The organism is Enterobacter sp. Ap-1006, assembly GCF_011752835.1.
Classification (GTDB): Bacteria; Pseudomonadota; Gammaproteobacteria; order Enterobacterales; family Enterobacteriaceae; genus Cedecea.
Genome location: NZ_VWWU01000001.1, coordinates 318,319 through 342,540, shown reverse-complemented (window position 1 = coordinate 342,540; position 24,222 = coordinate 318,319). Strand labels below are relative to the sequence as shown.

The following is a 24,222-nucleotide window of genomic DNA, read 5'->3' as shown; positions in this document are numbered from 1 at the left end:
CCTGAAAACAACAGCAAATTAAAGATTCGCGCTGCGTAAAGCGGTGCAAAAGGCGCAATTGCAGCCCGCAATCGGGATGATTTTGGTGATGTCGTAATTGGCTTCGGAGGGAATCGCATGCCCATTGGCGGCGTTATTGTTCACATTCGCCGTCTGTTCAGGGTGAACCGAGGAACTAGAAACGAATGCCGAGGCATGGAATGAGGTCGCTAACAGCGTTGCACCGACGATACTTAATACTTTCATTTTGCCACCCACGCTAAAAACCAGACCATCACTCTAACGTGGGCAGATTTTGAACACCAGATGCCACGACTGAAATAAAGTGTGCATATTTATGTCTAAACGCCCAGCCCTGCACCACGTCGATTAATACCATTAATATTAATGACTTACCATAAAAACAACTCATCACATTTCTGCAAATAAGCGCTGTCAGCTGCGTAAATCCCGCCGCAGCGGGAGTTTTAATATCATGCTGTTTTTATTCGGCAAATTTCAATAATGCCTCACCATCCAGGCGGTAACGAACCCATTCCGATTGCGGCAACGCCCCGATGCTCAGATAAAAATCGATCGCGGGCTGGTTCCAGTCCAGGACAGACCATTCCAGACGACCACACTGCCGCTGCACCGCACACTGCGCGATATATTTCAGTAACGACCTTCCCGCGCCCCTGCCGCGATACTCAGGAGAGATGTATAAATCCTCCATGTAGATACCGTTCCGCCCAAGCCAGGTTGAGTAGCTGGTGAAGAAAACGGCGTAACCGATAATTTTGCCTTCTGTCTCGCAGATCAACGCTTCAGTTTTACTGCCTGCGTCAAACAGCGTCGCCCGGATCTCCTCTGGCGTGGTGATCACTTCCTGGGGGGCTTTTTCATACACGGCCAGCTCATAGATCATGTCGTAAATAGCCTGAGCGTCTTCCGGGCGGGCCTGACGAATCGTCATACTCATTGGTTTTCCTGTTATTTCTGAATGGCGTTAACGTTGCTGGCCCCAAGCATAAAGGTTATTGTCAGGCGAATTAAGTGCAATGAAATCACCAGATGATGAATATTATGCATCCAACCTTAAGGCGGCTGGATTTAAACCTTCTGCCTGTTTTTGACGCAATTTATCGCCATCGATCCGTCCGTCTGGCGGCGGATGAACTGGCGATGAGCACATCGGCGCTTAGCCACGCGCTGTCGAGACTGAGAGTCTCACTCAATGACCCGCTGTTTTATCGGGAAGGGCACCGGATGTGCCCCAGCGTGTACGCCACGCAGCTCGCCCCTGCTATTGCTTCGGCGTTGAAATATCTGGATCACGAGCTGACTCAGCAGCCGGAGTTTGACGCTTCCCGTACGACAGAGCGCCTGCAGATAGCGATTACGGATTTTACCGCTTTTTGCATTTTCCCTGCCCTGATGCACAAACTGCAGCATGAAGCGCCCGGCCTGAGCTTCGAGTTACTTTACTTGCCTCATACCCCGGCACTGACGGAGCTTCTGGCGGGCGAAGTGGATTTGGCGCTGGGGTTCAGTACGTCTGAAGACATCCGGCATCCGGAACTGGAAGAAATCGGATGGTTTACAGATGAGTATGTCGTCATCAGTCACCCAAGCCGGACACGGCTGACATTTGAGGATTATCTCGCCGCAAGGCACATCGTTGTCACGCCGTGGAATGAGAAGCAAGGTGTGTTGGACAGGCAGCTTGAGCAAATGGGTTACACACGGCAAATAGCCATCAAGACGCCATCTATGCTTAGCGCGCCGTTTATTGTGGCAGAAAGCAATCTGCTAATGGCGCTGCCGCGCTTTGCCGCTGAAAAACTGATGCCGGCCACGAATATAAAGATTTTTTCATTACCGTTCGAAATACGTCCGTTTGAAATAAAAATTTATTCACACAAACGAAGCGGGAAGCGGAGCGCGACCAACTGGCTGAAATCGAGGCTGCAAACGCTGGCGAAGGAGATAAACACCGGGCAGTGAAAGCTGTTCGGCGTTTAGCTCATCCCGCTTTACGCAGTCGGGTTACCAGGGCCTGAACCGCCGGGGACGTTTTTCCTGCCGAAGAACACACCAGGCCAAACTCGCGATGAAGCCCCGGCGTCAGAGGCACCACGCACAGGCCGCGCATATCTTCAGGCAGCGTGGACGCAGGCACTATTGCCACACCCATGTCTTCGCGCACCAGCATACAGGCGCTGACCCAGTCCCGGACCGTGACGCGAACGTCAGACAAGCGCAAACCGGCCTCTGCCATTAAACTGCCGCCGTTTACCACACAGCCTCCAGTCGCCAGCACGAAGGGCTGTCCCGCCAACGCTTCAAGGGTTATTCCCCGGGATCTGGCCCCACGCGCCATGGCGTGGCTGGCAGGCAGCACCGCCATCCAGGCATCCTGTCCGAGAATAACGTCAGCCCGGCCGGGAGCGGGGTTCATCACCACACCCAGTTCGACGGTATCTGCGGCAATCCACTGCTCGACTTCTTCATCAATGCCTTCGAGCACCACGACCTCAATGCCGGGATGCAAACGCCTGAAGTCCCGCAGCAGGCCGGGCAGCAGCGTCGATGTCACCGACGGGAAGCTGCCGAGGCGAATACGGCTCCCGCTTAAGTCCCGACACGACTCGGTCAGCGAGCGGATCTCCTCGAGATGCCGCTGCATACTTCTGGCATGAGCGATGACCTGCTCCCCCAGCGCGGTAACGCCAATGTTCCTGCGCTCGCGGGTAAAAACCGGGAACCCCAGGGAAGCTTCAAGCTGCGCGATGGCCTGGCTGGCACCTGACTGAGTCATGCCCACCTCCTCCGCCGCACGGGAAATGTTGCGGGCATCGGCCACCGCGACCAGCAACCGCCAGTGCAAAAGGTTCATCATCGTTATCAGTAGCTCAACTAATAGTTATTTAATGAATGATTAATTTTACAGAGATAATGGGCTAAATCATAGTGCATCCAGGCGCCGGGTCGCGCGCTGTACAGCTGTTTTTAATTTGTAGGAGATGCCATGAAACTGTATTACGCCCCAAAAGCTTGTTCGCTCTCGCCCCACATTGTCCTGCGTGAATTAGAGCTGGAATTCGAACTCATCAAAGTGGATAACAAAACTAAGCTCACCGCCGACGGGCGAGACTTTTTCACCGTCACGCCCAAAGGCTATGTTGCCGCGCTGGAGCTGGACAACGGGGAGATCCTGACGGAAGGCACGGCTATCGTGCAGTACCTGGCCGATCTCCGGCCGGAAAAAGGGCTAGCGCCTCTGGCAGGAAGCTGGGCACGGGTGAGATTGCAGGAGTGGCTGAACTTCATTACCAGCGAACTTCATACCGCGTCTGCCCCGCTGTTCAACGCTTCGCTGCCGGAAGAGGTTAAAGCCATCTTCCGCGAAAAATTCTTCAAGCGGCTCGATTTTGTTCAGGATGCGCTCTCGAAAACTGTGTACCTGACCGGCGCCACTTTTAGCGTGGCTGATGCCTATCTTTATACCGTCCTGAGCTGGGGCAAAATGTTATCAATCGAACTAAACCAGTGGCCCGCTATTGCCAGCTATATGGCCGCAATAAACGCGCGGCCAGCGGTGCAGGAAGCCCTGCGTGTGGAAGAAACTCACTGATTCTTTTCGGCGGGTTAACAGCCCGCCTCAGCCTTAAAGCCCTTCTGATTTTCGTTCTGCAAAATACTGCGCTGGCGTGCTGCCCATGGTCTTTTTAAACATGGTGATAAACGCATTCACGGATTCGTAGCCCAACTGCGCCGCTACGTTTTGCACAGCTACGCCGCTGGCCAGCTCCTTAAGCGCAATAATCAAATGCAGCTGCTGTCGCCAGCGGCCAAAAGTCAGCCCTGTTTCATGCACCATCAGCCGGGCCAGGGAGCGTTCACTGAGCGCCAGCCGTTTTGCCCATGCTTTTAAGGTGCTTCGATCCTCAGGCTGGCTGACCAGCGCGTCAGCCATTGCGCGTATTTTGAGATTAGCCGAAACGGGTAGGCTGAAATTCTGCTGCGGCATCGTCGCTAATTCATCGAGTGTTACTCTGGCAAGGCGGGCTGCGTGGCTGTCGGGGGCATATTCCTCGCTCTCGCTGGTTAAGCGCCCAACCAGGGCTTTGATCAGCGGGGAAATCGCTAAAGTGCAGCATTTCGCCGGCAGCGCAACGGCTCCCGGCTCTACGAACAAATAATCCAGATGTGCGTTCCAGGTCGCTTTGGCGCTGTGGGGGACCCCATCGGGGATCCAAACCCCGCAATCGGGCGGTACTATCCATATCTCATTTTCAGCCCGGCAAATCACCGCCCCATAAAGCGCAATAATGAGCTGCCCCTTCCGGTGGACGTGAACCGGCACCTCCTCTCCGTAATCAACAAAATCGAGACGGCGCGCTATCGCCGGGCTTTGCGCGGGATCGGGATCGTACAGGCTCGTGGCGGGCAGTGGCTTCATGCTGATTGGCAACATTTAGGGATTTTTTGACAGAATAGGATATTTAGCGATAGCTGTAACGCGGCAATAATGGCCGCCATGAACAAAATAAACGCCTGCCACCTTCCTCCTATGTGGGGAAAGCATGTGGCCCCTGGTCTGGTGAATGACGCTAACGCCCTGCTTTATGCAGCCAAAAGCTTCGCGGCTGCCATGCTGGCTTATTACCTCGCTTTGTCTAACGGGCTGGGGACGCCTTCCTGGGCCATCGTTACCGTCTACATCGTTTCACAAACAACGGTGGGTGCCTCGCTGAGCAAAGGGGTTTATCGTCTGGCGGGCACGGTTGTCGGTGCCGCAGCGACCGTTTTAATCGTGCCGACGTTTGTGAATATGCCGATTCTGTGCAGCGTGGTACTCAGCGGCTGGATCGCCCTGTGTCTTTATTTCTCGCTGCTTGAGCGCACACCCCGCGCCTACGCCTTTGTGCTAGCAGGCTACACGGCAAGTCTGATCGGCTTCCCTGCCCTGCATGACCCCGGTTCAATTTTCGATACGGCCATCACCCGCGTGCAGGAGATTTCGCTGGGCATACTCTGCGCGAGCCTCGTTCACCGCTATGTTTTACCGAAGCGAATCGCCGGGCTGTTTAACGCCAAAGTCTTAGAAACGCTGAGCTCGGCGCGGCTGGCCGTGGCGACTTCATTGAGCGACGGGCCGTCTTCAGGCTTTAAACATCTGCACATGGCCCTGCCGCTACAGCTTTTGCAGAGCCTCAACCACCATGTTCCCTTTGACTTTGCCCTTTCCGCGCCCATCGGCCAGGCCAGAAAAAAACTGCACGATAAGTTTGCTCGTCTGTTGGTGGTGAACAGCGAACTGAGCGAACGCCGGCAGATGATAAACACTCTGCATCCGCAGTTGCTGAGGCTGGAGGAAAAAGTCCGAAGCTGGCTGAACGGTGAGCCTGAAATCACGGGCGAAGCACTGGAAAAACAAAGCTCGGCGTTAGCGAAAATGTTATCTGCAGCAGCGCGCCAGCCAGAAGATATGCTGCAGGCGAGTTTTGCCGCCTACCTTTGTGAAGCCATCACTCTTCTGCTGCAGTGCGAGAGATTGCACCAGGCGCTCGCACAGTCACCCCAATCCCAGGTGCTGGCAGACGAACCGCCAGCCAAAGGCTATGTGCTGCATCGCGACGGTCTGGCCGCGGCTAAGACCGCGCTGGGCGCTTTCACTCTGGTATTAGTCGGATGCCTGGTGTGGATTTATTCTGCCTGGCCGGACGGGGCCACGGCTGTATCGGTAATTGGGGTCTGCTGTACGCTGTTTGGCAGTTTCGATACGCCCGCGCCTCATCTCATTAAATATGTCATTGGTTCGCTCTACGGCGTGGCGATAAGCCTGCTCTACAGCTTTGCGATTTTGCCGCAAATCACCACTTTTAGCGTGCTGGCCGCCGTGCTGGCACCCGTCTATTTGCTGGCAGGATCGCTGCAGGCCAGGCCCCCGACGACGTTTATGGCTATGGGCATCACGCTCACGCTCCCCATTTTATCTGGTCTGGGCCCTTATTACGGTGGTGACTTCGCTGTGGCGCTCAATACAGCCACTGCATTATTCATTGCTATCGGCTTTGCCGTATTCGGCATGAGTCTACTGCAAACCGTGCAGGCCGACGCGGCGATAGATCGCCTGCTTCAACTCTGCCGCCGCGACGTCAAACTCAGTGCCAAAGGCGCTTTCATCCCGGATGAAGTGGCGTGGACCAACCTGATGATCGACAGAACGGCGCTACTGCTGCCGCGCCTGCAGCGCAGCGAACAGTCCGCAGAGCAAATTCTTAACAAAATGCTGCACTACCTGCGTGCCGGGCTGGCCACAATGCACCTGAGACAGTTGCTGATTCATCTCCAGCGAGAAAGCGCCGCACAGGTTCATGAAGTGCTTGGCATGTTGTCCCGCGAATCAGACGTTCAAAAAATTCAGGCAAAGGTTTTATCGCTGATAAACGCGCATTCTCCGGCGTCGGATGCTCTGACCCAGCGTCTTAATCGCGGGCTAATAGATTTGTACTGTGCACTGAATATTTCAGGTAAGGAGTCGGCCGATGATCGGTGACGTGAATATTGGCGGGGTTTATCTCCCTGGCCTGCTGGTCATCGCGCTTGTCGCGTTGCTCTGCACTCTTTTTCTGCTTTCGCGGCTGATGCTCAGCGGGGTTTACCGCCGCCTGCCCTGTCGGCCACTGATTGATTTCGCTGCTTATATTTTTACCGCATTCCTGCTGCTGCAGGGGCTGAACGCCCAGGGGTTTATCGTATGAAATCATTACTGGCTCTGACAGGCCGCTACGCGCTGACGTTTCTCGCCACCGCCGCGGCCCTGTTTATCGCTTTTACGATGTGGAAGCATGAATCACAAAAGCCCTGGACCAGAGATGGCCGGGTTCGCGCCGACGTGGTGCAGATTGCGCCGGATGTCTCTGGCCCGGTGAGCAGCGTGACCGTGAAGGACAACCAGTGGGTGAACCGCGGCGATATTCTCTACGCCATTGACCCACGCTGGCTGAAGCTCGCTGTCAGCAGCGCCCAGTCAGAAGTTGAGGTAAAGCGTCACGAAATGCTAATGCGCCAGGATTCTGCCGCGCGGCGCACCCAGCTGCAGAGCGTGATATCTAAAGAAGATTTACAGCAAACCCGCAGTGCGGCAAACGTGGCCGTCGCCAACTACCAGGGGGCGCTGGCGGCGCTGGAGCTTGCGCAGCTCAATTTAGCTCATGCCATTGTTAAAGCCCCGGTGGCGGGCTACGTGACGCATCTCAGGCTCAGCCCTGGAGACTACGCCAGCGCAGGCGTGACGAAAGTTGCCATCATTGATGCAAAAAGCTTCTGGATTGTCGGTTATTTTGAGGAGACAAAACTGCGACACATCCGCGTGGGAAACCGCGCGCAGATAGCGCTGATGGGCTTCGACGCAGTGATACCCGGCCATGTGGAAAGCATCGGCCACGGTATCGGCGACAGCAACGATGATACCGGCGATCTCGGTCTGCCGGACGTTAGCCCTACCTTTAGCTGGGTGCGCCTTGCTCAGCGGGTTCCGGTACGCATTCATATCGACAGGCTACCGGCAGGCGTTGAGTTAGTGGCAGGCTTATCCGCGAGTATTTCCGTCACGCCTTAGCGCGCTGAATCTGGCTGAACAATGCTATTATCGCGGCCAGGCTAACAAACCCAGAGATAACCATGAACAACGAAATCGACCTGAAATATTACGACATCGCGGACGAGTACTCGACGGAAGCGGCAAAACCCGTTGCCGAGGATGAGCGTGATGCCGTGGCGCACTATTTCCAGCTGCTGATTACCCGCTTAATGAATAACGAAGAAATCAGCGAGGAAGCGCAGGGCGAGATGGCCGTTGAGGCTGGCCTTGCCGAACAGCGGATTGACGAAATTGCTGAGTTTCTGAATCAGTGGGGCAACGAGTAATTTCTGCCGCGATGCATTTCCCCGTCAGAACGGGCTGCCGCATCTGGCAGCCACCGGTTCGCCGCTGACGGGGTGAACAAAATGCAGTTCGCTGGCATGCAGCATCAGCCGCGGTGCTCGTTCAGTGCCAGGCAACGCCAGCCCGCCATACAGATCGCAGCCCAGAATCGGGTGGCCAAGATATTGCGCATGGATGCGCAGCTGGTGGGTTCGCCCGGTTTCAGGCGCAAGCTGTACCCTCGTTAACGGCAGCCGAGCACCATTTTCAAGTTCCCGATAAAACCGCTCAATCACCTTGTAACGCGAGCGAGCAGGTTTGCCGCTGACGGCGCAAATAGACATCAGTGGAAACAGTGCCGGATCTTTGGCAATCGCCGCGTCGATTATCCCTTCTTCTTTTTCAAGATGCCCGCAAAGCAGCGCGGTATACACCTTGGCAACAGATCGCTGGCTGAACTGCTGGCTGAGCAACGCATTGATCGCCTTATTCAGCGCAATCACCATCAGCCCGGACGTGCCGAAATCCAGACGATGCACCAGCGTGCAACCGGGGAATATCTGCACCAGCCGATGATGTACCGAGTCAAGATTCTGCGGATTTTTCCCTGAAAGGCTGAGCAAGCCGGAAGGTTTATTGATCAACGCCAGATGCTCGTCCTGATAAAGAATCTCTATCTCATCAAAGCAAGGCGGGGCAATAAACGTATCAATAATCGTAGACATTGGGCTGCCCGGCTGGAGAGTGGAGCCGGATGATAGCGAATTTCACGAAGTATTGCTCAATTATGGCAGCCTGTGCTGCCGGATTATTGCTCCATGGAAACGAGAAAGAGATAATTTTTATACATTCAGGAAAACGTGAAGCCCGAGCATGGAGTGCTTATTTATGCCTGTCATACTAAGAATTAAAGGGTATAGTTTCTTCTTCTATTCGAATGAAGGAGCGCCTCTCGAGCCGCAACACATTCATGTGCGAAACTCAGAGGCCGAAGCTAAATTCTGGCTATGTCCTTTTATTACGCTTGCACGTAATGATGGTTTCAGTTCCAGACAACTTACTGAACTGGAAGGTTACGTTAAACATCACCGGAAATTATTTACAGAGGCATGGTATGGCTATTTCGGCTAAACACCTGAGCTTTGATGAGCAAAAAATGTGGGTTGAACTGAGCGATGGGCGCACATTAGGCGTGCCATTGGAATGGTTTCCAAAGTTGCTCCATGCCGATCGGGTGCAGCGTGCCAATTATGAATTAAGCGCACGCGGTATTCATTGGGATACGCTAAATGAAGACATCTCGATTGAAGGGCTGCTCGCCGGTCGCGGCGATACAACCTTTCGCCCTCATGACGCGGCCTGAAAAGAAATGAAATTCAACTTCACGCGCCAAAAATATGGGGCCATTAAGGCCCCTGTTTAAACTTATCTGGCTGAACTATTTGCCCTCGCCGGTTATCTTCTTCACCTCAGCTTCGGTTGCCGCAGGCGCACCGTTACCCCAGGAACCACGCACGTAGTTCACCACGTCGGTCATCTCTTTTTCCGACAGCACGCCTTTGTAGCCGGGCATCATGAACGGGATAGTGCCCTGGGTTTGCGGCGTATGCGCCCCGTCGGCGATCACGCGGATAAGCGAGGACGGATCTTTCGCCATCACCGCCGAGTTGCCCACCAACGATGGCACGTTAAAGTCAGTCCCCTTCCCGTCCGGGCTGTGGCAGGTTGAGCAGTAGCGCATGTAGAGGGTTTTACCGTCGGACGGCTGAGAAACCACGGCAGCATTCACCGGCGTGGCGGCTGGTTTTTGCGGCTTGAAGTTGGCGATATACAGCGCGATAGCTTCCAGGTCGGCATCCGTCAGGTACTGGGTACTTTGGGTGACCACTTCCCCCATTGGCCCGGCAATAGCGTGATGCTGGCTGCGGCCTTTGCTCAGCAAGTCTTTCACTTCCTGGGTGGACATATTCATGCCGCGCAGGGAAGGCGCATACCAGCCGTCGATCATCGCCCCGCTCAGGAATTCCGGGCTGGAATCATCGTAGCCTTTCTCCTGCATCGCCATGCCGCGCGGAGTATGGCAGGCACCGCAGTGGCCAGGCCCCTGCACCAGATAAGCCCCACGTTTAATTTTCTCCGCGTTATCCCCGCGGGCCTCAACCACCACGCCGCCGGATTTCACGTCATCCACGAACAGGCCGTTCCACACGCGCAGCGGCCAGCGGGCCGACAGCAGCAGCGGAATATCATTCTCTTTATTGGCGATCGCCGCCGGGGCAACGTCCTTCATAAAGTAGTCGTACAGCGCCTTCACGTCTTCATCGGTCATCCTGGCGTAGGAAGGATAAGGCATCGCCGGGTAAAGGGCATGGCCATCTTTGGCTATCCCCTGGCGAACCGCCTTCTCGAAATCTTCGTAGCTGTAATCGCCAATGCCGTGGGTTTTGTCCGGCGTGATGTTGGTGGAGTAGATATCCCCCACCGGCGTGGAAAACTTTTTGCCTCCCGCCATCGGCTGGCCGCCGTCTACAGTGTGGCAGGCGACGCAGTCTGACGCGCGCGCCACATACTCACCTTGCGACACGGCAGCGTAACCGCTGGCAGAAAAGAGGATCGAGATAGCCGCTAAAATACGTTTCATTTCCTGGTTACCCCATCGCCACAAGTTCGTTGACCGCACGCCATGCCTGGTCGATAGCCGCGTGGGCGTAAGCGCTCCAGTCTGAGTCAGAGTTAGCAATCGTGATGCGGCCTATCGGCTGGCGGGCACGGTTGATAATTTCCGGCATTTTCTCCATGTCATCGCTCAGGGCGTTAGCATAGTAGGCATAGCCGTGCGCCCAGCGGTTGACCGTGATGGCCGCAATATCGCGTTCGTGGTCAAAGCCGGTGTGGCCCAGCATCTCCTGCAGCTGAGAGCGGATCATCTGCTCGTGGGCTTCAAAGGTAGAACCCAGCAGGAATGCACGGCCCCGGCGGAACTGCTCGCGCGGAGACATGTTGCTGCCCGGATAAGTCGGCACATAGACCATGTGGATACACATCGGGTCGTCCGGCGTTTGCGGGTGATGGTAGTCGCCCATGCTGACCGGGTAATCAAGCTTCACGCGGCTGTACGGCGCTGCCGGGGAATAGAATTCATGCACGCCGGTGTTTTTGAAAGCACGCCAGTTGTTGACCACCACGTTGGTGTAGACCAGCGGCGCTTTGACGTTGAGACGCAGATCTTCTTTCTGCTGCTCCGGCGCCTCCGGCACGATGTACGGGATCATCATGTTGTAGCCCGCCATGATGGCGTTACGGCTCTTCACGCGGTGCAGCTTGCCGCTCTGATTGTTGATATAGCTGACCACCACGCCGTTATCGGCATTGGCGGCGTTAATCACGCTGCTGTTGAGGCGAATGCGGGTACCGTTTTCCGGCCTGTCCAGCAGCTCGTAGTGCAGCCTTGCGGTGACGGAATCTTCCATCGTACTGCCCGGCAGCGCGTCAGGAATCAGTTTGCGCACCATCAGGCGCGTCAGCCCGGCGTTGCCGTCCGGGAAGTGGTAGGTGTACGGCTCTTCAAGGTCGGCCAGCGCTTCGCCATCCAGCGGCGGCAACCCCATTGCCTCCATGCCCGGCAGCGCACAGGCGCGCGCGTCGCTGCAGCTCACGCCTTCAATCCCGATGGCAAAAAAGTCGTTGGTGCGCTGCTGGAAGTACATCAGCGCCATTTTGCTTAAGCCAACTTTCTGCTCGAGGAACTCATGATAGCTGTGGACATCCAGCCATTCGCTTTTCTGCTCGACCGTCATGCCCGGCAGGTAATCGGCAGGGTTGACGTGCAGATCCAGCAGCGCCTTGCGGTCTGCCTCGCTCAGCGGGAAGTTATTGATAAAGGCTTCGATGCTGCGGCCATTGAGCCTGTCCGGCGGAATATCGTCCGACACCGCGCGCCCCGGGTCGCCGCTGACGATTTTGGTTTCACCGAAGTTCTTTTTGTCGAAGAACACGCCGCGGCTCAGGTTCTGGTCCGGGTAGAAAGTGGCGTCAAAGCTGCTTTTCATTCGCGTGATGCTGACGCCCAGGGAATCCATCAGGCCGTGAACCACCGGGCTGAAGTTGCTGTTCGGCGACTGGAATGATTCGCTGCCGCCGTAGCCCAGCAGCGTTTTGCCGCCGACGTTGAACTGATTGCGCTTGGCGTGCCCGCCGAAGTCGTCATGGTTGTCGAGGATCAGGATTTTGGCCTCCTTCCCCATTTTTTCGCGCCAGAAGCAGGCTGCCGCCAGGCCGCTGATCCCGCCTCCAACCACCACCAGGTCGTACTCTTCTTCTACCGGCAGCTTCCCGAAGTCGAATTTTTCGTGCTCGCGCCCAAGGGCGTGCGCCATTTCGAACGAGCCAGGGTGGTTGCCGCGCAGACCCGTTAGCCCCGGCGGATAGTAATCTGCATTTATCACGGCGCTGCCGGGTGCTTTGCCGTTTGCCCTCACCAGTTCCAGAGGCGTTAAACCAGAGACAATTGCAATTGCCATCCCGTTAAGAAAGTCACGTCGGGTAATAGACATAGATAACCTTTTTTATCAGTCTGTTAGACATATTATTCACTAAATGATAACAAACTCACTGCCGCTTCGCTACGCGATAAGCCTGTTAACTATAGTGTCTTTTCTGGTAACGGGTTGCCGGTGTGCCGCCCGCTGGTAACGACCAGCAAGCGACGTGCTGCGGGCTATTGCCGAGGTTTGAGCTCTTCGTCGAGTTTCTTCGAGTCGTAGTAATCGCCCTGCCAGGTAATTTTGCCGTGGCTGACTTTGATAAAGCTCACGCCTTCAAACTTGATCGGGTTGTTGGTTGCCGGGCTGCCGCCCCACTCGCCGCTGTTGGTGCCGGTGAACGTCCAGCGGAAAGCGATGGTGTCGTGGTTATAAACCGGCTCGCTGGTCATCTGCCAGTGCAGATCCGGCACCGCTTTAATAAACGCGCCAATCACCTCTTTCTCGGCTTTTTCTTTCCCTTCAACCGGTGTGCCGACGGCGGCGTCGTAATAAACCATGTCGCTGGCAAGATACTGGGCCGCCTGCCCGGCCTGATGGGCATTCCATGCGGCCATATAATTTTTCACGACGGAAAGCGGAGCGCTTTCGGCCAGCGCCAGGGTTGAAAAGAAAAACAGCGACAGCGCAACAACATTAACTCTTTTCATCGCAGGGATCCTTATTCAGTGATATCGCACATGATGTGTTTGATGCGGGTGTATTCGTCGAGGGAGTAAGACGAAAGGTCTTTGCCGTAGCCGGACTTTTTAAATCCGCCGTGGGGCATTTCCGCGCACAGCGGGATATGGTTGTTGATCCACACGGTGCCGAAATCGAGACGGGTGCTAAAACGCTGCGCCCGGCTGTGGCTGCTGGTCCAGACGCTTGCCGCCAGGCCGTATTCCACGTCGTTGGCTCTGCTGAGCGCCTCTTCTTCGCTGCTGAATGACTGGATAGTCATCACCGGGCCAAAAACTTCATGCTGGATGGCCTCATCGCGCTGCTTCAGCCCGGAAATGATCGTCGGCTCAAAGTAGTAGCCGGGACCCGCGCCCTTTTTGCCGCCGGTTTCAATTTTTGCATGGGCAGGAAGCCGTTCAATAAAGCCCGTCACCTGCTCCAGCTGGTTGCGGCTGTTGAGGGCGCCATACAAAGCCTCGCGATCGTCCGGCTCGCCGAAGGTGATTGATTTGGTTTTCTGAATCAGCTTTTCAAGGAAAGCGTCGTAGGCGGAGGCTTCAACGATGATACGCGTGGCAGCGGTGCAATCCTGCCCGGCATTAGAGAAACCGGCAGCGGTTATCACCTCGACCGCTTTGTTCATGTCCGCATCGGCAAACACCACCACCGGCGCTTTGCCACCTAATTCGAGGTGCGCTTTGGTCAGGTTGGCAGCAGCAGAGGCGGCAACCTGCAGCCCGGCGCGAACGGAACCGGTGATCGACACCAACGAGGCTTCCGGGTTGGATACCACCAGCGAGCCCGTCCCCGCTTTGCCCAGCACCACGTTGAATGCGCCTTGTGGGAACAAAGGTGCCGCAATTTCGGCCAGAATCAGCGTGCTGATAGGCGTCGTATCGCTCGGTTTCAGCACCACGGTGTTGCCCGCCGCAAGCGCCGGAGCGATTTTCCAAACAGCCATCATGAATGGGTAGTTCCAGGGCGTCACCTGCCCGACAATCCCCAGCGGTTCACGGCGAATGGTTGAGGTAAACCCGGCGGCATATTCGCCGGAAGCTTTTCCCTCAAGGCAACGGGCCGCCCCGGCAAAGAAGCGGATAGCGTCGCAGGACGCCGCGATTTCATCGCGCTCGATAAAGTGTTTAAGCTGCCCCGTTTCCTGACTTTGCACCTCCACAATCCGCGCGGCATTACGTTCAATTTCATCGGCAAGTTTCAGCAAGGCACGCTGCCGCTCGGACGGCAGGGAATGTTTCCATTCCGCGAACGCCGCTTTTGCCGCCGCGTAAGCCAGGTTAACTTCTTCCGCGCCGCCGTCAGGGGATTGCGCATAAACCTCGCCGTTGACCGGGCTGACCAGGTCAAACAATGTGGCTGGCTGGCCCGCCACATAGTGCCCGTTGATAAAATGCTTCAGGGTTTGCATCGCCTTCTCCTCAGATTAAACATAAACAATATTATGTAATATCTTTTGAGTGACGACTTTTCAATCTGCGCTTGATAGCAACATGATCAACCCCACAATTTAACAACATTTTTACATTGCAATGCCGGACAAGCGGTGAAAACCGCCGTTTCTGGTAGCCCGTCGATGCCTTTCTTAAAGGCCCGGGCTGTGCTATCAATAACCGTTGATTCAGGGAATTTTAATCAGAGAGCACTATGATTACTCATGCAGTAATATTCGCACCTATAGGACAGGCAAGTCGATCCGATCAAATTGTGCAGCGGCTTTCAAATGCAATTATTACTGGTTTGCTTGAGGCAAATGAGCAGCTTCCTAATGAAGCCGACCTTGCCAAAATGATGGGCGTTTCCCACATAACAATACGCGAAGCCTTAAATACTCTGCGCGCGAATAATTTAATCCACACCGTTCGTGGGCGAAATGGCGGCAGCTTTGTTTGCGAAAATAGCGGCGAATTTCAGACGCCGCTCCACCCTTTTAAGACCATCAGCTCAGACTATATTTCTGACCTCGGCGAAATGCATTGCGCCATAATTAGCCACAGCGCAAAGCTGGCTTCCAGACGCATGACCAGCGCGGATATCACCCGGCTACGGGAGTTTGTTGCCGCACTGAAATCGGCCAGCACGCCGGAGCTAAAAACTCAGGCAGATATGCGCTGCCTGCTGGCACTTTCCGCCAGTTCTCAGTCCGCAAGGCTTGCCAACCAGGAACTGCTGCTGCAGGCCGAATGGGCTTCACTGGTGGCCATTCTTTACCGTGATGAAGCCATTCATCGGGAAGTGATTGATGTTTATACCGAATTGATCGCCGCGCTAGAAACCCATCACGAGCAGGAGGCGGTGCGATTAGCCACGCAACTCATCGATACCTTCACCTTCTATCTCATTGAAAGTAAATTAAAATATAAATAAAACTGACACAACAACACGGGCATCGCCATGAATGTACCTGCAAGCCTCATCCCTTTTACCCGTAAGATTGACGACATCATTACCACCACCATCCAGGCAACCATTGCGCTTGCCGGGCAGGTTGAGTCCACGCTGGCAGCGTTTCACGGCGGCGATCATAAATTGCTGCTGGATCCCGCGGTAAAACGAGCCATCCAGGAACACATCAAAGAGACGCTGAACGAAACGCCTTACTGCTCAGGCTCTGGCTTTGCCAGCCACATTGCAGGCAGCACGGAAGAGAAAGAGTACTGGCTGCTGGAGTGGTGGTACAAAAAGGCCGACGGCGTGAAAAAGGTGAATCTCGACCTGGATCAGGCCACCCAGCAGCGGCTGGATTTCAGGACCTTTGAGTGGTTTAAAGATGCTCAGGAAAACGGCCAGGCGTATATTCACGGCCCTTATGTCGATTACGTTTGTAATACGTCTTATACCTTAACGTCTGCGATGCCGGTTTATTTGCACCAGCGTTTCATCGGCGTGGCGGCAATTGATGTGCTGGTCAGTGAAGTCGAGGAAGAATTACTTCCGCTGTTCAATAACCACAGAGTTATGCTGACTAATTTAGATAAGCGGATTATTTTCTCTACTTATCCTAAATACCGCGTCGGTGAATTACTGAATACCGCTGAGGCGGCTGAAGTCTATAACACAGAATACTGCACGTTATATGAGCTGATTAAAAAAGGGTCATAAGACCCTTTAATACTGTGGATAAATGCATACAAAAAAAAGGGCCATAAGGCCCTTTGGATTAATACTCGCGGGAAAGATTTAGCCGTTTGGCGTATTCAATGGCGTCATTTTCAGGCGCATCAGAATGGCCGAACGGTCTGGCAATCGTCATGTAAACCAGCCCCGAGCCGATGACCAACGCCAGGCCAATCAGCACCGTCCAGCGGTCAATAAAGGTTGCGCTGTCCGCAGGCTGGGCCAACAGCCAGATCCCGCCGATACCGTAGGCCAGCGCCAGCACGTTCACCAGCGTGCCCCATGCCCCCAGCGTCCATTCTCCCGCAGGCTTCCAGCCCTTAAGGCGCTGGCGCAGCGCGGCCAGAACCACCATCTGGAAGGAGACGTATATCCCTATCACGGCAAACGCGGTGATGCGAGCAAGGTTATCCGGCTGGAAGTAGACCCAGACGCAAATCACCATCGGCAGCAGGCAGCTTACCAACATCGCGTTGTCCGGCACGCTATGCTTCGAGATCTTCGCCATCCACTCGCTGCCAGGCAGCATTTTGTCGCGGGAGAACGAGAAGATCAGGCGGCTCAGCGCGGCCTGAAGCGACAGAATGCAGGAGAGCATCGCCACAATGGCAATCACGATAAACAGCGTGGCGCCCTTCTCGCCCAGCGCATCGTTCAGAATCGCCGGGATCGGATCGGCTATTTTGCCGTTCACAATGTTCATCAGATCCGGGGATGACAGCAGGTAACCCAGAATGGAGATCACCGCAGAGATCGCGCCGAAAACGATACTAAGGATCATCGCCACCGGGATCTTACGCCCCGGGTTTTTCACCTCTTCCGCCACGTTGCCGCAGGCTTCAAAGCCGAAGAACATAAACAGCCCCATCAGCGACGCCGACATAAAGGCCGTGCCGTAGCTGCCGTCTTTTGCCAGCGCGCCCATGGCGTCAAACACCACGGAGAAAGGCTGATTGCGGTGGAAAATCAGCAGATAAATACCGAGCGCAATCACGCTGATAATTTCGCACCAGAAGCCGAAGCGGGCGACCCTCGCCAGATTTTTCGTCCCGGACATGTTGACGCCCATCATGATGGTGAGCAGCACCACGGAAGTGAGCAACATCGCAAACGGCGTATCGCCGTAATGGAAAAGCGAGGCGACGAAGGTGGAGGTGTATTCCACAATAGACGTGATGGTCACCACCAGCGCCCAGAGGTAAATCCACGCGGCAATCCAGGCGTATTTCTTCCCCCACAGCCTTCTGGCCCACGGATATAGCCCGCCGGTGATGGGATATTGCGAAGCCACCTCGCCAAACACTAAGGCAACCAGCAGCTGCCCGCAGGCGGCAATCAGGATCCACCAGATGGCTGGCGGCCCGGCGAGGGTTATCGCCAGCGCAAACAGGGAATACACGGCGGTCAACGGCGAGAGGTAGGTAAAGCCGAGCGCAAAGTTAGACACCAGGCCGATGGAGCGGTTGAACTGCTGGCCCTTCTCCGGCTGGGAATCGGTACTTTTTGTAGCAGATGTCTGTTCCATATGTCTTTCTCTTTAGGGGGCATAGTTGCAGGCAATAGCTACATTTTATAAAACATATTAAGTTATATGTATATTGTACTTTGTCACAATTTTGTTAGATACAATGTTATTGTATTGTTAATAACAAAAGGCGGAAGAAGAGCGAATGACAGCAATTTCAGAGGTGGAAAAAGCGCCAGCCACAATGTTCGCGGAGAGCCGGTCACCCCGCACTCCGCCTGCAGCGCAAAACGCGTTTATCTGGCAAAAGCCTGCACCTCTATTTCCTGAGAAATAAACAGATTGCGGATTGCCTGCGCCATAGCAAGCGCCCCCGCGCTATCGCCGTGCACACAAATGGAGTCGGCCTGGATGGGGGTAAATACGCCTTCGATTGACTCCACGCCACCCTCAGTAATCAGCTGCAGCATACGTGCGGCAACCTGTCCGGCATCGTGTAACACGGCACCAGGTTCACGTCTTGACACCAGAGAACCATCAGCATGATAGGCCCGGTCGGCAAAGGCTTCGCTGACGGTCGCCACCCCTTTTTGCTGTGCCCATGCCAGCAGGGGCGAGCCCGCCAACACCACCAGCGGCAAGGAAGCGTCAAACGCCAGAATGGCATCCAGCACCGCTTCGGCCTGGCGCTTGTCATGCGCGATGGTGTTATACAGCGCCCCATGCGGTTTCACATACCGGACGCGCGTACCCACTGCCTGTGCCAGCCCCTGTAGCGCGCCAATCTGGTAAATGACGTCCGCCGTCAGTTCGTCGCTGGCAATATCCATATTGCGCCGCCCAAACCCGACGAGATCCGGATACGCCACGTGCGCGCCCACGGCAACGCCCTGAGCTTTTGCGGCGCGAAGTGTTTCGAGTATGCCCGCAGGCGATCCGGCGTGAAAACCACAGGCCACGTTGGCACTGCTGACAATTTGCAGGATCGCGGCATCATCCCCCATTGTCCACTGCCCGAAGCTTTCACCTAAATCACTGTTTAAATCGATGTTTTTTTTCATAGTCAGCCTTTACGCAGCGGCTCATTTTTCATCAGCAGCGCGAGGACAAAGCCCAGCACCACAACGCCCGCCGAAATTATAAACACGGAATGAATCGCTGAGCCAAAAGCCTGCAGATAATCGTTACGGATCGCCACGGGCAGTTCGTGTACCGCCTGCGCGCCAAGCTGGCGCGGCAATTGAGTCCCCTCCGGGATCAACGTCTCAAGATTACTGCGCAGCACGGAGGTAAAAACCGCGCCAAACGCAGCCACGCCAATTGAACCACCGATGGAGCGAAACAGCGTCGCGCTTGAGGTCGCTACCCCGATAAGTTTTATTTCCACGCTGTTCTGCACGGCCAGCACCAATACCTGCATCACCATGCCGAGTCCCAGTCCTAAAAGACCAACGTACAGATAAAGCGTGGTCAGCGGCGTCTCCAGCTTTAGCGTACCGAGCAGCGCCATCGCAATAAAACTTAACAGCGTTCCGATAATGGGAAAAATGCGGTAGCGGCCTATTTTACTGATAATGCGCCCGCTGATGATTGAGGTCAGGATAAGTCCACCCATCAGCGGCAGCATTTGCATCCCCGCCTGGGACGGCGTTGAGAACTTTACCACCTGCAGGTAAAGGGGCAAAAAGGTCATCGAGCCAAACAGCGACATGCCGATAATAAACCCAATCAGGCAGCTCAATAAGAAAGTGCGGTTACGGAACAGGTGCAGCGGGATCATCGGCTCAATCGCCAGCCGTTCTTCATAGATAAATCCCATCAGCGCCACGACAAAGAACGCGAAGATGCACCACAGCTGCGGATCGGACCACGCCATGACCGTGCCGCCTTCGCTGGTGAATAAAATCAGGCAGGTCAGTGAAATTGTCAGGTAGCCCGCGCCAAGAAAATCAATTTGATGCCTAATTCGCGCCGTCTGGGATTTCAGCACCGCGCCGATAACCAGCAGGGCAAAAATCCCCAGCGGCAGGTTGATATAGAAAATCCAACGCCAGGAAAAATGTTCAACCAGAAAACCGCCAATCAGCGGGCCAATGACCGTCGCCAGGCCAAAAACACCGCCAAAAAGCCCCTGGTATTTACCGCGTTCGGCGGGCGGGATCACGTCGCCCACCGCCGCCATGGTGACCACCAGCAGCCCGCCGCCGCCCAGTCCCTGCAGCGCGCGCATTAAAATAAGCTGCGTCATGTTTTGCGCGAGGCCGCACAGCGCGGAGCCAAGAAGAAAGACCACAATCGCCGTTTGCAATACAACTTTGCGCCCGAGCAGGTCGCCAAACTTGCCGTAGAGCGGCACGACTATCGTGGAAGCCAGTAGATACGCAGTGACAACCCAGGAAAGCCTGTCCAGGCCGCCCAGTTCACCCACAATAGTCGGCAAAGCCGTAGAAACGATGGTTTGGTCCAGCGCGGCCAGCAGCATGGCTAGCATAAGCGCCGCGAACAGCAGGCGGACGGAGGTTGTTTGCGGCGAGCCAGATGAAGCAGTTTCGGTCGTTGTCATGGTCGTTTTCATTAAGGGGAATAAGTTCGCCCTGGCGATTTGCTGAAAGTGTAAAGATACCTGCTTAATCGCCGCCTGAATTGCATCCAAACTCTGAAAAGCGCGATTAATCCGTTACTGGCAAATTCACCCTGTCGCCTCGGGTCGTCGGCTGCGAGATAACAAGAAATTCAACCTCGTTATCGGAATCATTGCGAGCCTGATGTTTTGCCTGCGGCGGAATCGGGATCCCCTTCCCCGCGGGCACAACGTAGCGCTCTCCTTCCAGCTCCATCGTCAATGCCCCGGTTAACACAAAAAAGAATTGCTGCGCCACGGAATGGTAGTGCCTTTGTTCCGTCCGCCCCGGCGGCATACGTTCATGAATCACGCTTAAAGCAGGATCTTTTAACAGATGCCATCCATCACAGTCTGTTCCCCACAGATAGTGTTCCGCATTTTCTTTTGAGACGATCATCTTTCCCCCCTGTTCAGCGAAAAAAATTAATAAAATTTAGCGTAAGCAAAAATACTTATTTTTAGACGAAAAATATCACTAAAAATGCGATATATCTTAATGTTTTTAATAAAGTAAATAAGGGATCACCCACACCTAATTAAAGTTCAAAAAACAGACAACTGTCACAATTTTGAGACACTTGTTTTCATTTTTAATTTGGGAGTACATTAGCGCCGTCCGGGTAAGGTTTTACCTCCGAATACCAGATGAAGCGGCACCCTAAAAGCAGTTTGCGGCTTCAGCTTATTATGTACCTGTTGAGATGCGCGTCAGCGCGGAGCGATGTGAAGTGAAATATTTTCTGATGGGTATTTCTGTGATTGTTGTGTTGTGGGCCGGCACCTTCTTCCTGATGGTTGAATAAGCCTTCACAAACAGCAGCGCAAAAAGAACAGGAGCCAAAGGGCTCCTGTTTTCGTTTCATTATTCGGCGTTTTCCGCAGCGTTTTTCGGCAGCGGTGGCAGCAGCCCGTCAGCCCTGAACATCGCCTTAATACCGCGCACGGCCTGACGGATACGATCCCGGTTTTCAATCAGCGCGAAGCGAACGTGAGTGTCGCCGTAGTCGCCGAAGCCAATCCCCGGTGAAACGCAGACTTTCGCTTCCTGCAGCAGCTTTTTGGCGAACTCCAGCGAACCCATCGCCGCATAGTGTTCAGGAATTTTTGCCCATACGTACATGGACGCTTTCGGGCATTCCACCATCCAGCCCGCTTCATGTAACCCTTTTACCAGTACGTCCCGACGGCGTTTGTATTGCTCTGCGATATCACGCACGCACTGCTGATCGCCTTCAAGGGCAGCAATCGCCGCCACCTGCAGCGGTGTAAAGGTGCCGTAATCGTGGTAGCTCTTAATACGCGCCAGCGCGCTGACCAGTTCCTGGTTACCGACCATAAAGCCGATCCGCCAGCCCGCCATGTTGTAGCTTTTTGACAGCGTGAAGAACTCAACGGCCACGTCGCGCGCGCCGGGCACTTCCATAATGGAAGGCGCTTTCCAGCCGTCATAGACAATATCGGCGTAGGCCAGATCATGAATCACCAGCACGTCGTACTGCTTCGCCAGGGCAACAACCTTCTCGAAAAACTCCAGCTCCACGCACTGGGCGGTTGGGTTAGACGGAAAGCCGAGGATCATCATCTTCGGTTTCGGGTAACTTTCGCGAATCGCCCTCTCCAGCTCGGCAAAGAAGTCCACGCCTTCCACCAGCGGCACGGAGCGAACCTGCGCCCCGGCGATCACCGCCCCGTAAATATGAATCGGGTAGCTTGGGTTCGGCACCAGCACGGTATCCCCGTGATCCAGCGTCGCCAGCATCAGGTGCGCCAGCCCTTCCTTCGAGCCAATGGTCACAATGGCTTCGCTTTCCGGGTCAATATCCACGTCGTAGCGATCTTTGTACCAGCGAGAAATGGCGCGGCGCAGACGAGGAATACCACGCGAAGTGGAATACCCGTGCGTGTCTTCACGCTGGGCCACGGTGCAAAGTTTCTCGACGATGTGCGGCGGTGTCGCTCCGTCCGGGTTGCCCATGCTGAAATCAATAATGTCTTCGCCGCGGCGTCGCGCAGCCATTTTCAGCTCGGCAGTAATGTTAAAAACGTAAGGGGGTAAGCGATCGATACGCGAAAAACGACGTTTTGGACTGGAGTCAGCCATAAATTCCTCAGAGTAACGTGAGCGCCCGGACCGTCCGAGCGACGCTGCCACGTGATGTGGCCTGTTTTGAACATAGCCTGAATAAAAATCGCCTGTCGAGGGGGAAATGAAAATATTTTTTCCGCGACATAAAACGGGAAGTTTCGAATGAAACATATCACTATTTCATTTAATAATTCAGGCATACATTAACCAGGTAGCAACAACTCAGTAACTTATTCTCTGAAAGAGGGCGTCACCTATGCACCTGGACATTAACGATCTGCCAAAAGCTATCCGCGAGATAAAACAAAAGCTGCGCCGCGATCTGCCCCACTATCAATCGGCGTTTACCGAACTTGAAGCCAATATTCGCCAGCAGATCGAAACGATCCGCGAAGAAATGGCGCGCGGCGAGAACCCTGTTCCGCAGCTCGACGCCGACGACATTCTTCAGGGCCGCGTGAGCGAGCAACAAAAAGCGCTGATTCGCCAGCGCGGCTGCTGCACGATCCGGGGCGTTTTCCCGCAGGAACAAGCTCGTGGCTGGAATGAAGAGATCGGCAATTATCTGGCACGAAATCATTTTGTTGAACGCCTGAAAAATGCGGCGGAAGACAACTATTTCGGCACGCTTACCGACAGTAAGCCGCAGATTTACGGCATTTACTGGTCTAAACCGCAAACCGAAGCCCGCCAGCATGAGCGTATGAAAGCGGTGCAGGTGTTCCTCAATAATCTGTGGCAAACGGAAAGCCACGGCAGGCAACACTTCGATCCAAATCGCGTCGTTTCTTACGCGGATCGCACTCGCCGCCGCCCGCCCCGCTCAAGCTCGCTGGGGCTTTCTCCGCACGTTGACGGCGGCTCGGTTGAGCGCTGGCTGGACGAGAACTTCCGCCACGTTTACCGCCACGTATTTTCCGGTAACTGGAAAGATTACGACCCGTTTGCCGCCGAAGGCAGAACGGAAGTAAGGGAGTTCCCGTCCCCTGCGGTCTGTTCGATGTTCCGTACTTTCCAGGGCTGGACGGCGCTCACGCCCCAGCGCAAACACGGCGGCACGCTAAATTTGCTGCCGGTGGCTAATGCCATGGCCTGGATCCTGCTGCGGGCGCTGCAGGACGATGTACCAGAGGAATCGTTGTGCGAAGCTAAGCCAGGCAGAGCATTATCCATTAACAAAGAGTGGCATCCCCTTTTACTGACTGGGATTTCCTCAATTCCCGATATGGAGCCGGGCGATACCGTTTTCTGGCACTGCGATGTGATTCATGCCGTCGAAAACGAGCACCTCGGTGAGTTCGATAGCAACGTGATGTACATCGCCGCCGCGCCGTGGTGCGAGAAGAATGCCGGGTATCTGCCGCGCCAGTGGGACGCGTTTGTTGAGGGCAAAACGCCGCCGGATTTCGCAGCAGATGATTTTGAGGTGGATTTTGCTGGCCGTGCGACCACGCAGGATTTGACGCCTGCTGGGCGGGAACAGCTTGGCGGGAAGTAATGCCCCTCCTCTGGAAGGACTGCCTCCTGGTCATAAATATCGACGATTATGCAGGCCTGGATAATATTCCGTTCACTTCCAGCCCTGTTTTATATGTCATCACAGAGTCAGTGAACGTCTCAGGGGAATCACCGTCATTCCCCTGAGAACCCGGACTCCCGGCCAAATAAATCGACCGCTGAAGCGGCAGACCTCCGTTTTATCTCCCAGTCCTGGGTCGGCTGAGATGCGTTCCCGACGCTCTCAGCCTCCGGCCGTTCCCGATGCCCGGCCCCTGGCCAGTCGGAGAGAAAACGGAG

General features: G+C 55.0%; 26 protein-coding genes. 12 read left to right on the top strand and 14 right to left on the bottom strand.

Translation table 11 applies throughout. The annotated features are described in order from the left end of the window. Window positions 1-18 precede the first annotated feature (18 nt). Together F3J28_RS01600 and F3J28_RS01595 are read right to left on the bottom strand one after the other, a co-directional pair. Window positions 19-246: a hypothetical protein gene (locus F3J28_RS01600; RefSeq protein ID WP_166872095.1), complete on the bottom strand. Its 228-nt coding sequence runs from the start codon at window positions 244-246 to the stop codon at window positions 19-21. 238 nt (window positions 247-484) lie between these two features. Further along, the gene (locus F3J28_RS01595; RefSeq protein WP_166872092.1) at window positions 485-961 is read right to left on the bottom strand and encodes a GNAT family N-acetyltransferase; all 477 of its coding nucleotides are present in this window, start codon (window positions 959-961) and stop codon (window positions 485-487) included. Between the two features lie 92 nt (window positions 962-1,053). On the opposite strand from F3J28_RS01595, the gene F3J28_RS01590 reads away from it, so the two are divergent. Then, window positions 1,054-1,986, top strand: coding sequence for a LysR family transcriptional regulator (locus tag F3J28_RS01590; RefSeq protein ID WP_166872089.1), 933 nt, complete (start codon window positions 1,054-1,056; stop codon window positions 1,984-1,986). Between the two features lie 19 nt (window positions 1,987-2,005). Here the strand turns inward: F3J28_RS01590 and F3J28_RS01585 are convergent, their stop codons facing one another. Continuing rightward, window positions 2,006-2,881: a LysR family transcriptional regulator gene (locus F3J28_RS01585; RefSeq protein ID WP_166872086.1), complete on the bottom strand. Its 876-nt coding sequence runs from the start codon at window positions 2,879-2,881 to the stop codon at window positions 2,006-2,008. 129 nt (window positions 2,882-3,010) lie between these two features. Here F3J28_RS01585 and gstA point away from each other — a divergent pair, with 129 nt between their 5' ends. After that, the gene (gene gstA / locus F3J28_RS01580) at window positions 3,011-3,616 is read left to right on the top strand and encodes a glutathione transferase GstA (protein ID WP_166872083.1); all 606 of its coding nucleotides are present in this window, start codon (window positions 3,011-3,013) and stop codon (window positions 3,614-3,616) included. Between the two features lie 33 nt (window positions 3,617-3,649). Here the strand turns inward: gstA and F3J28_RS01575 are convergent, their stop codons facing one another. Then, window positions 3,650-4,444: an AraC family transcriptional regulator gene (locus F3J28_RS01575; RefSeq protein WP_166872080.1), complete on the bottom strand. Its 795-nt coding sequence runs from the start codon at window positions 4,442-4,444 to the stop codon at window positions 3,650-3,652. A 78-nt stretch (window positions 4,445-4,522) separates the two neighbouring features. Between F3J28_RS01575 and F3J28_RS01570 the strand changes: the two genes are divergently transcribed. The 4 genes from F3J28_RS01570 to F3J28_RS01555 all read left to right on the top strand — a co-directional run bounded on the left by F3J28_RS01570 (window position 4,523) and on the right by F3J28_RS01555 (window position 7,917). Further along, window positions 4,523-6,544 (top strand): FUSC family protein, encoded by a 2,022-nt coding sequence (locus F3J28_RS01570; RefSeq protein ID WP_166872079.1) that lies wholly within the window; start codon window positions 4,523-4,525, stop codon window positions 6,542-6,544. Then, on the top strand, window positions 6,534-6,749 hold the full coding sequence (locus F3J28_RS01565) for a DUF1656 domain-containing protein (RefSeq protein WP_166872076.1): 216 nt from the start codon (window positions 6,534-6,536) through the stop codon (window positions 6,747-6,749). The genes F3J28_RS01570 and F3J28_RS01565 overlap by 11 nt, the downstream gene beginning before the upstream one ends. Further along, window positions 6,746-7,609 carry an efflux RND transporter periplasmic adaptor subunit gene (locus F3J28_RS01560; RefSeq protein WP_166872073.1) on the top strand — a complete coding sequence of 288 codons (864 nt, stop codon included), beginning with the start codon at window positions 6,746-6,748 and terminating at the stop codon, window positions 7,607-7,609. The genes F3J28_RS01565 and F3J28_RS01560 overlap by 4 nt, the downstream gene beginning before the upstream one ends. Window positions 7,610-7,671: 62 nt before the next feature. Next, the gene (locus F3J28_RS01555) at window positions 7,672-7,917 is read left to right on the top strand and encodes a DUF2543 family protein (RefSeq protein ID WP_008459646.1); all 246 of its coding nucleotides are present in this window, start codon (window positions 7,672-7,674) and stop codon (window positions 7,915-7,917) included. A 24-nt stretch (window positions 7,918-7,941) separates the two neighbouring features. Here F3J28_RS01555 and F3J28_RS01550 read toward each other — a convergent pair whose 3' ends face one another. Next, window positions 7,942-8,640: an RluA family pseudouridine synthase gene (locus F3J28_RS01550; RefSeq protein WP_166872070.1), complete on the bottom strand. Its 699-nt coding sequence runs from the start codon at window positions 8,638-8,640 to the stop codon at window positions 7,942-7,944. 163 nt (window positions 8,641-8,803) lie between these two features. Between F3J28_RS01550 and F3J28_RS01545 the strand changes: the two genes are divergently transcribed. Then, window positions 8,804-9,046, top strand: a complete 243-nt coding sequence (locus tag F3J28_RS01545; RefSeq protein ID WP_166872067.1) for a DUF4160 domain-containing protein — start codon at window positions 8,804-8,806, stop codon at window positions 9,044-9,046. Next, window positions 9,030-9,278: a DUF2442 domain-containing protein gene (locus F3J28_RS01540; protein WP_166872063.1), complete on the top strand. Its 249-nt coding sequence runs from the start codon at window positions 9,030-9,032 to the stop codon at window positions 9,276-9,278. Before F3J28_RS01545 ends, F3J28_RS01540 begins: the two co-directional genes overlap by 17 nt. 75 nt (window positions 9,279-9,353) lie before the next feature. On the opposite strand, the gene F3J28_RS01535 is transcribed toward F3J28_RS01540, so the two are convergent. The 4 genes from F3J28_RS01535 to F3J28_RS01520 form a co-directional block, all read right to left on the bottom strand. Continuing rightward, window positions 9,354-10,556 carry a cytochrome c gene (locus tag F3J28_RS01535; RefSeq protein WP_166872059.1) on the bottom strand — a complete coding sequence of 401 codons (1,203 nt, stop codon included), beginning with the start codon at window positions 10,554-10,556 and terminating at the stop codon, window positions 9,354-9,356. A gap of 7 nt (window positions 10,557-10,563) precedes the next feature. After that, window positions 10,564-12,468, bottom strand: coding sequence for an NAD(P)-binding protein (locus F3J28_RS01530; protein WP_166872057.1), 1,905 nt, complete (start codon window positions 12,466-12,468; stop codon window positions 10,564-10,566). Window positions 12,469-12,632: 164 nt separating this feature from the next. Beyond that, window positions 12,633-13,106 carry an ester cyclase gene (locus F3J28_RS01525; RefSeq protein ID WP_166872054.1) on the bottom strand — a complete coding sequence of 158 codons (474 nt, stop codon included), beginning with the start codon at window positions 13,104-13,106 and terminating at the stop codon, window positions 12,633-12,635. A gap of 11 nt (window positions 13,107-13,117) precedes the next feature. Next, window positions 13,118-14,545: a gamma-aminobutyraldehyde dehydrogenase gene (locus F3J28_RS01520; RefSeq protein ID WP_166872051.1), complete on the bottom strand. Its 1,428-nt coding sequence runs from the start codon at window positions 14,543-14,545 to the stop codon at window positions 13,118-13,120. A 236-nt stretch (window positions 14,546-14,781) separates the two neighbouring features. Between F3J28_RS01520 and F3J28_RS01515 the strand changes: the two genes are divergently transcribed. Beyond that, window positions 14,782-15,501 carry a FadR/GntR family transcriptional regulator gene (locus F3J28_RS01515; protein WP_166872048.1) on the top strand — a complete coding sequence of 240 codons (720 nt, stop codon included), beginning with the start codon at window positions 14,782-14,784 and terminating at the stop codon, window positions 15,499-15,501. 27 nt (window positions 15,502-15,528) lie between these two features. Further along, the gene (locus F3J28_RS01510; protein WP_166872045.1) at window positions 15,529-16,236 is read left to right on the top strand and encodes a cache domain-containing protein; all 708 of its coding nucleotides are present in this window, start codon (window positions 15,529-15,531) and stop codon (window positions 16,234-16,236) included. Window positions 16,237-16,294: 58 nt separating this feature from the next. Here F3J28_RS01510 and F3J28_RS01505 read toward each other — a convergent pair whose 3' ends face one another. From F3J28_RS01505 to F3J28_RS01490, 4 genes are all read right to left on the bottom strand, one after another. Beyond that, entirely contained in the window at window positions 16,295-17,776 is a 1,482-nt protein-coding gene (locus tag F3J28_RS01505; RefSeq protein ID WP_166872042.1) for an APC family permease, read from the bottom strand. 236 nt (window positions 17,777-18,012) lie between these two features. Beyond that, on the bottom strand, window positions 18,013-18,777 hold the full coding sequence (locus F3J28_RS01500) for a LamB/YcsF family protein (RefSeq protein ID WP_166872039.1): 765 nt from the start codon (window positions 18,775-18,777) through the stop codon (window positions 18,013-18,015). Between the two features lie 2 nt (window positions 18,778-18,779). Beyond that, entirely contained in the window at window positions 18,780-20,279 is a 1,500-nt protein-coding gene (locus tag F3J28_RS01495; RefSeq protein WP_166872037.1) for an MDR family MFS transporter, read from the bottom strand. A 106-nt stretch (window positions 20,280-20,385) separates the two neighbouring features. Beyond that, window positions 20,386-20,736, bottom strand: coding sequence for a cupin domain-containing protein (locus tag F3J28_RS01490; RefSeq protein ID WP_008459634.1), 351 nt, complete (start codon window positions 20,734-20,736; stop codon window positions 20,386-20,388). 304 nt (window positions 20,737-21,040) lie between these two features. Here F3J28_RS01490 and ypdK point away from each other — a divergent pair, with 304 nt between their 5' ends. Next, window positions 21,041-21,142, top strand: coding sequence for a membrane protein YpdK (gene ypdK / locus F3J28_RS22535; protein ID WP_034809579.1), 102 nt, complete (start codon window positions 21,041-21,043; stop codon window positions 21,140-21,142). Between the two features lie 59 nt (window positions 21,143-21,201). Here the strand turns inward: ypdK and alaC are convergent, their stop codons facing one another. Next, window positions 21,202-22,440, bottom strand: a complete 1,239-nt coding sequence (gene alaC, locus F3J28_RS01480; RefSeq protein WP_039295735.1) for an alanine transaminase — start codon at window positions 22,438-22,440, stop codon at window positions 21,202-21,204. A 241-nt stretch (window positions 22,441-22,681) separates the two neighbouring features. On the opposite strand from alaC, the gene F3J28_RS01475 reads away from it, so the two are divergent. Further along, window positions 22,682-23,923: a DUF1479 domain-containing protein gene (locus F3J28_RS01475; RefSeq protein WP_166872034.1), complete on the top strand. Its 1,242-nt coding sequence runs from the start codon at window positions 22,682-22,684 to the stop codon at window positions 23,921-23,923. Window positions 23,924-24,222 lie beyond the last annotated feature (299 nt).

Bases quoted from the DNA above. Each gene is read 5' to 3' on its own strand.
- F3J28_RS01575 (WP_166872080.1), bottom strand. From the start codon at position 4,444: ATGAAGCCACTGCCCGCCACGAGCCTGTACGATCCCGATCCCGCGCAA.
- F3J28_RS01515 (WP_166872048.1), top strand. From the start codon at position 14,782: ATGATTACTCATGCAGTAATATTCGCACCTATAGGACAGGCAAGTCGA.
- F3J28_RS01475 (WP_166872034.1), top strand. From the start codon at position 22,682: ATGCACCTGGACATTAACGATCTGCCAAAAGCTATCCGCGAGATAAAA.
- F3J28_RS01535 (WP_166872059.1), bottom strand. From the start codon at position 10,556: ATGAAACGTATTTTAGCGGCTATCTCGATCCTCTTTTCTGCCAGCGGT.
- F3J28_RS01545 (WP_166872067.1), top strand. From the start codon at position 8,804: ATGCCTGTCATACTAAGAATTAAAGGGTATAGTTTCTTCTTCTATTCG.
- F3J28_RS01525 (WP_166872054.1), bottom strand. From the start codon at position 13,106: ATGAAAAGAGTTAATGTTGTTGCGCTGTCGCTGTTTTTCTTTTCAACC.
- F3J28_RS01520 (WP_166872051.1), bottom strand. From the start codon at position 14,545: ATGCAAACCCTGAAGCATTTTATCAACGGGCACTATGTGGCGGGCCAG.
- F3J28_RS01595 (WP_166872092.1), bottom strand. From the start codon at position 961: ATGAGTATGACGATTCGTCAGGCCCGCCCGGAAGACGCTCAGGCTATT.
- gstA (WP_166872083.1), top strand. From the start codon at position 3,011: ATGAAACTGTATTACGCCCCAAAAGCTTGTTCGCTCTCGCCCCACATT.
- F3J28_RS01510 (WP_166872045.1), top strand. From the start codon at position 15,529: ATGAATGTACCTGCAAGCCTCATCCCTTTTACCCGTAAGATTGACGAC.
- F3J28_RS01490 (WP_008459634.1), bottom strand. From the start codon at position 20,736: ATGATCGTCTCAAAAGAAAATGCGGAACACTATCTGTGGGGAACAGAC.
- F3J28_RS01555 (WP_008459646.1), top strand. From the start codon at position 7,672: ATGAACAACGAAATCGACCTGAAATATTACGACATCGCGGACGAGTAC.
- F3J28_RS01560 (WP_166872073.1), top strand. From the start codon at position 6,746: ATGAAATCATTACTGGCTCTGACAGGCCGCTACGCGCTGACGTTTCTC.
- alaC (WP_039295735.1), bottom strand. From the start codon at position 22,440: ATGGCTGACTCCAGTCCAAAACGTCGTTTTTCGCGTATCGATCGCTTA.
- F3J28_RS01570 (WP_166872079.1), top strand. From the start codon at position 4,523: ATGAACAAAATAAACGCCTGCCACCTTCCTCCTATGTGGGGAAAGCAT.
- F3J28_RS01600 (WP_166872095.1), bottom strand. From the start codon at position 246: ATGAAAGTATTAAGTATCGTCGGTGCAACGCTGTTAGCGACCTCATTC.
- F3J28_RS01530 (WP_166872057.1), bottom strand. From the start codon at position 12,468: ATGTCTATTACCCGACGTGACTTTCTTAACGGGATGGCAATTGCAATT.
- F3J28_RS01505 (WP_166872042.1), bottom strand. From the start codon at position 17,776: ATGGAACAGACATCTGCTACAAAAAGTACCGATTCCCAGCCGGAGAAG.
- F3J28_RS01590 (WP_166872089.1), top strand. From the start codon at position 1,054: ATGATGAATATTATGCATCCAACCTTAAGGCGGCTGGATTTAAACCTT.
- F3J28_RS01565 (WP_166872076.1), top strand. From the start codon at position 6,534: ATGATCGGTGACGTGAATATTGGCGGGGTTTATCTCCCTGGCCTGCTG.
- F3J28_RS01495 (WP_166872037.1), bottom strand. From the start codon at position 20,279: ATGACAACGACCGAAACTGCTTCATCTGGCTCGCCGCAAACAACCTCC.
- F3J28_RS01540 (WP_166872063.1), top strand. From the start codon at position 9,030: ATGGCTATTTCGGCTAAACACCTGAGCTTTGATGAGCAAAAAATGTGG.
- F3J28_RS01585 (WP_166872086.1), bottom strand. From the start codon at position 2,881: ATGATGAACCTTTTGCACTGGCGGTTGCTGGTCGCGGTGGCCGATGCC.
- ypdK (WP_034809579.1), top strand. From the start codon at position 21,041: ATGCGCGTCAGCGCGGAGCGATGTGAAGTGAAATATTTTCTGATGGGT.
- F3J28_RS01550 (WP_166872070.1), bottom strand. From the start codon at position 8,640: ATGTCTACGATTATTGATACGTTTATTGCCCCGCCTTGCTTTGATGAG.
- F3J28_RS01500 (WP_166872039.1), bottom strand. From the start codon at position 18,777: ATGAAAAAAAACATCGATTTAAACAGTGATTTAGGTGAAAGCTTCGGG.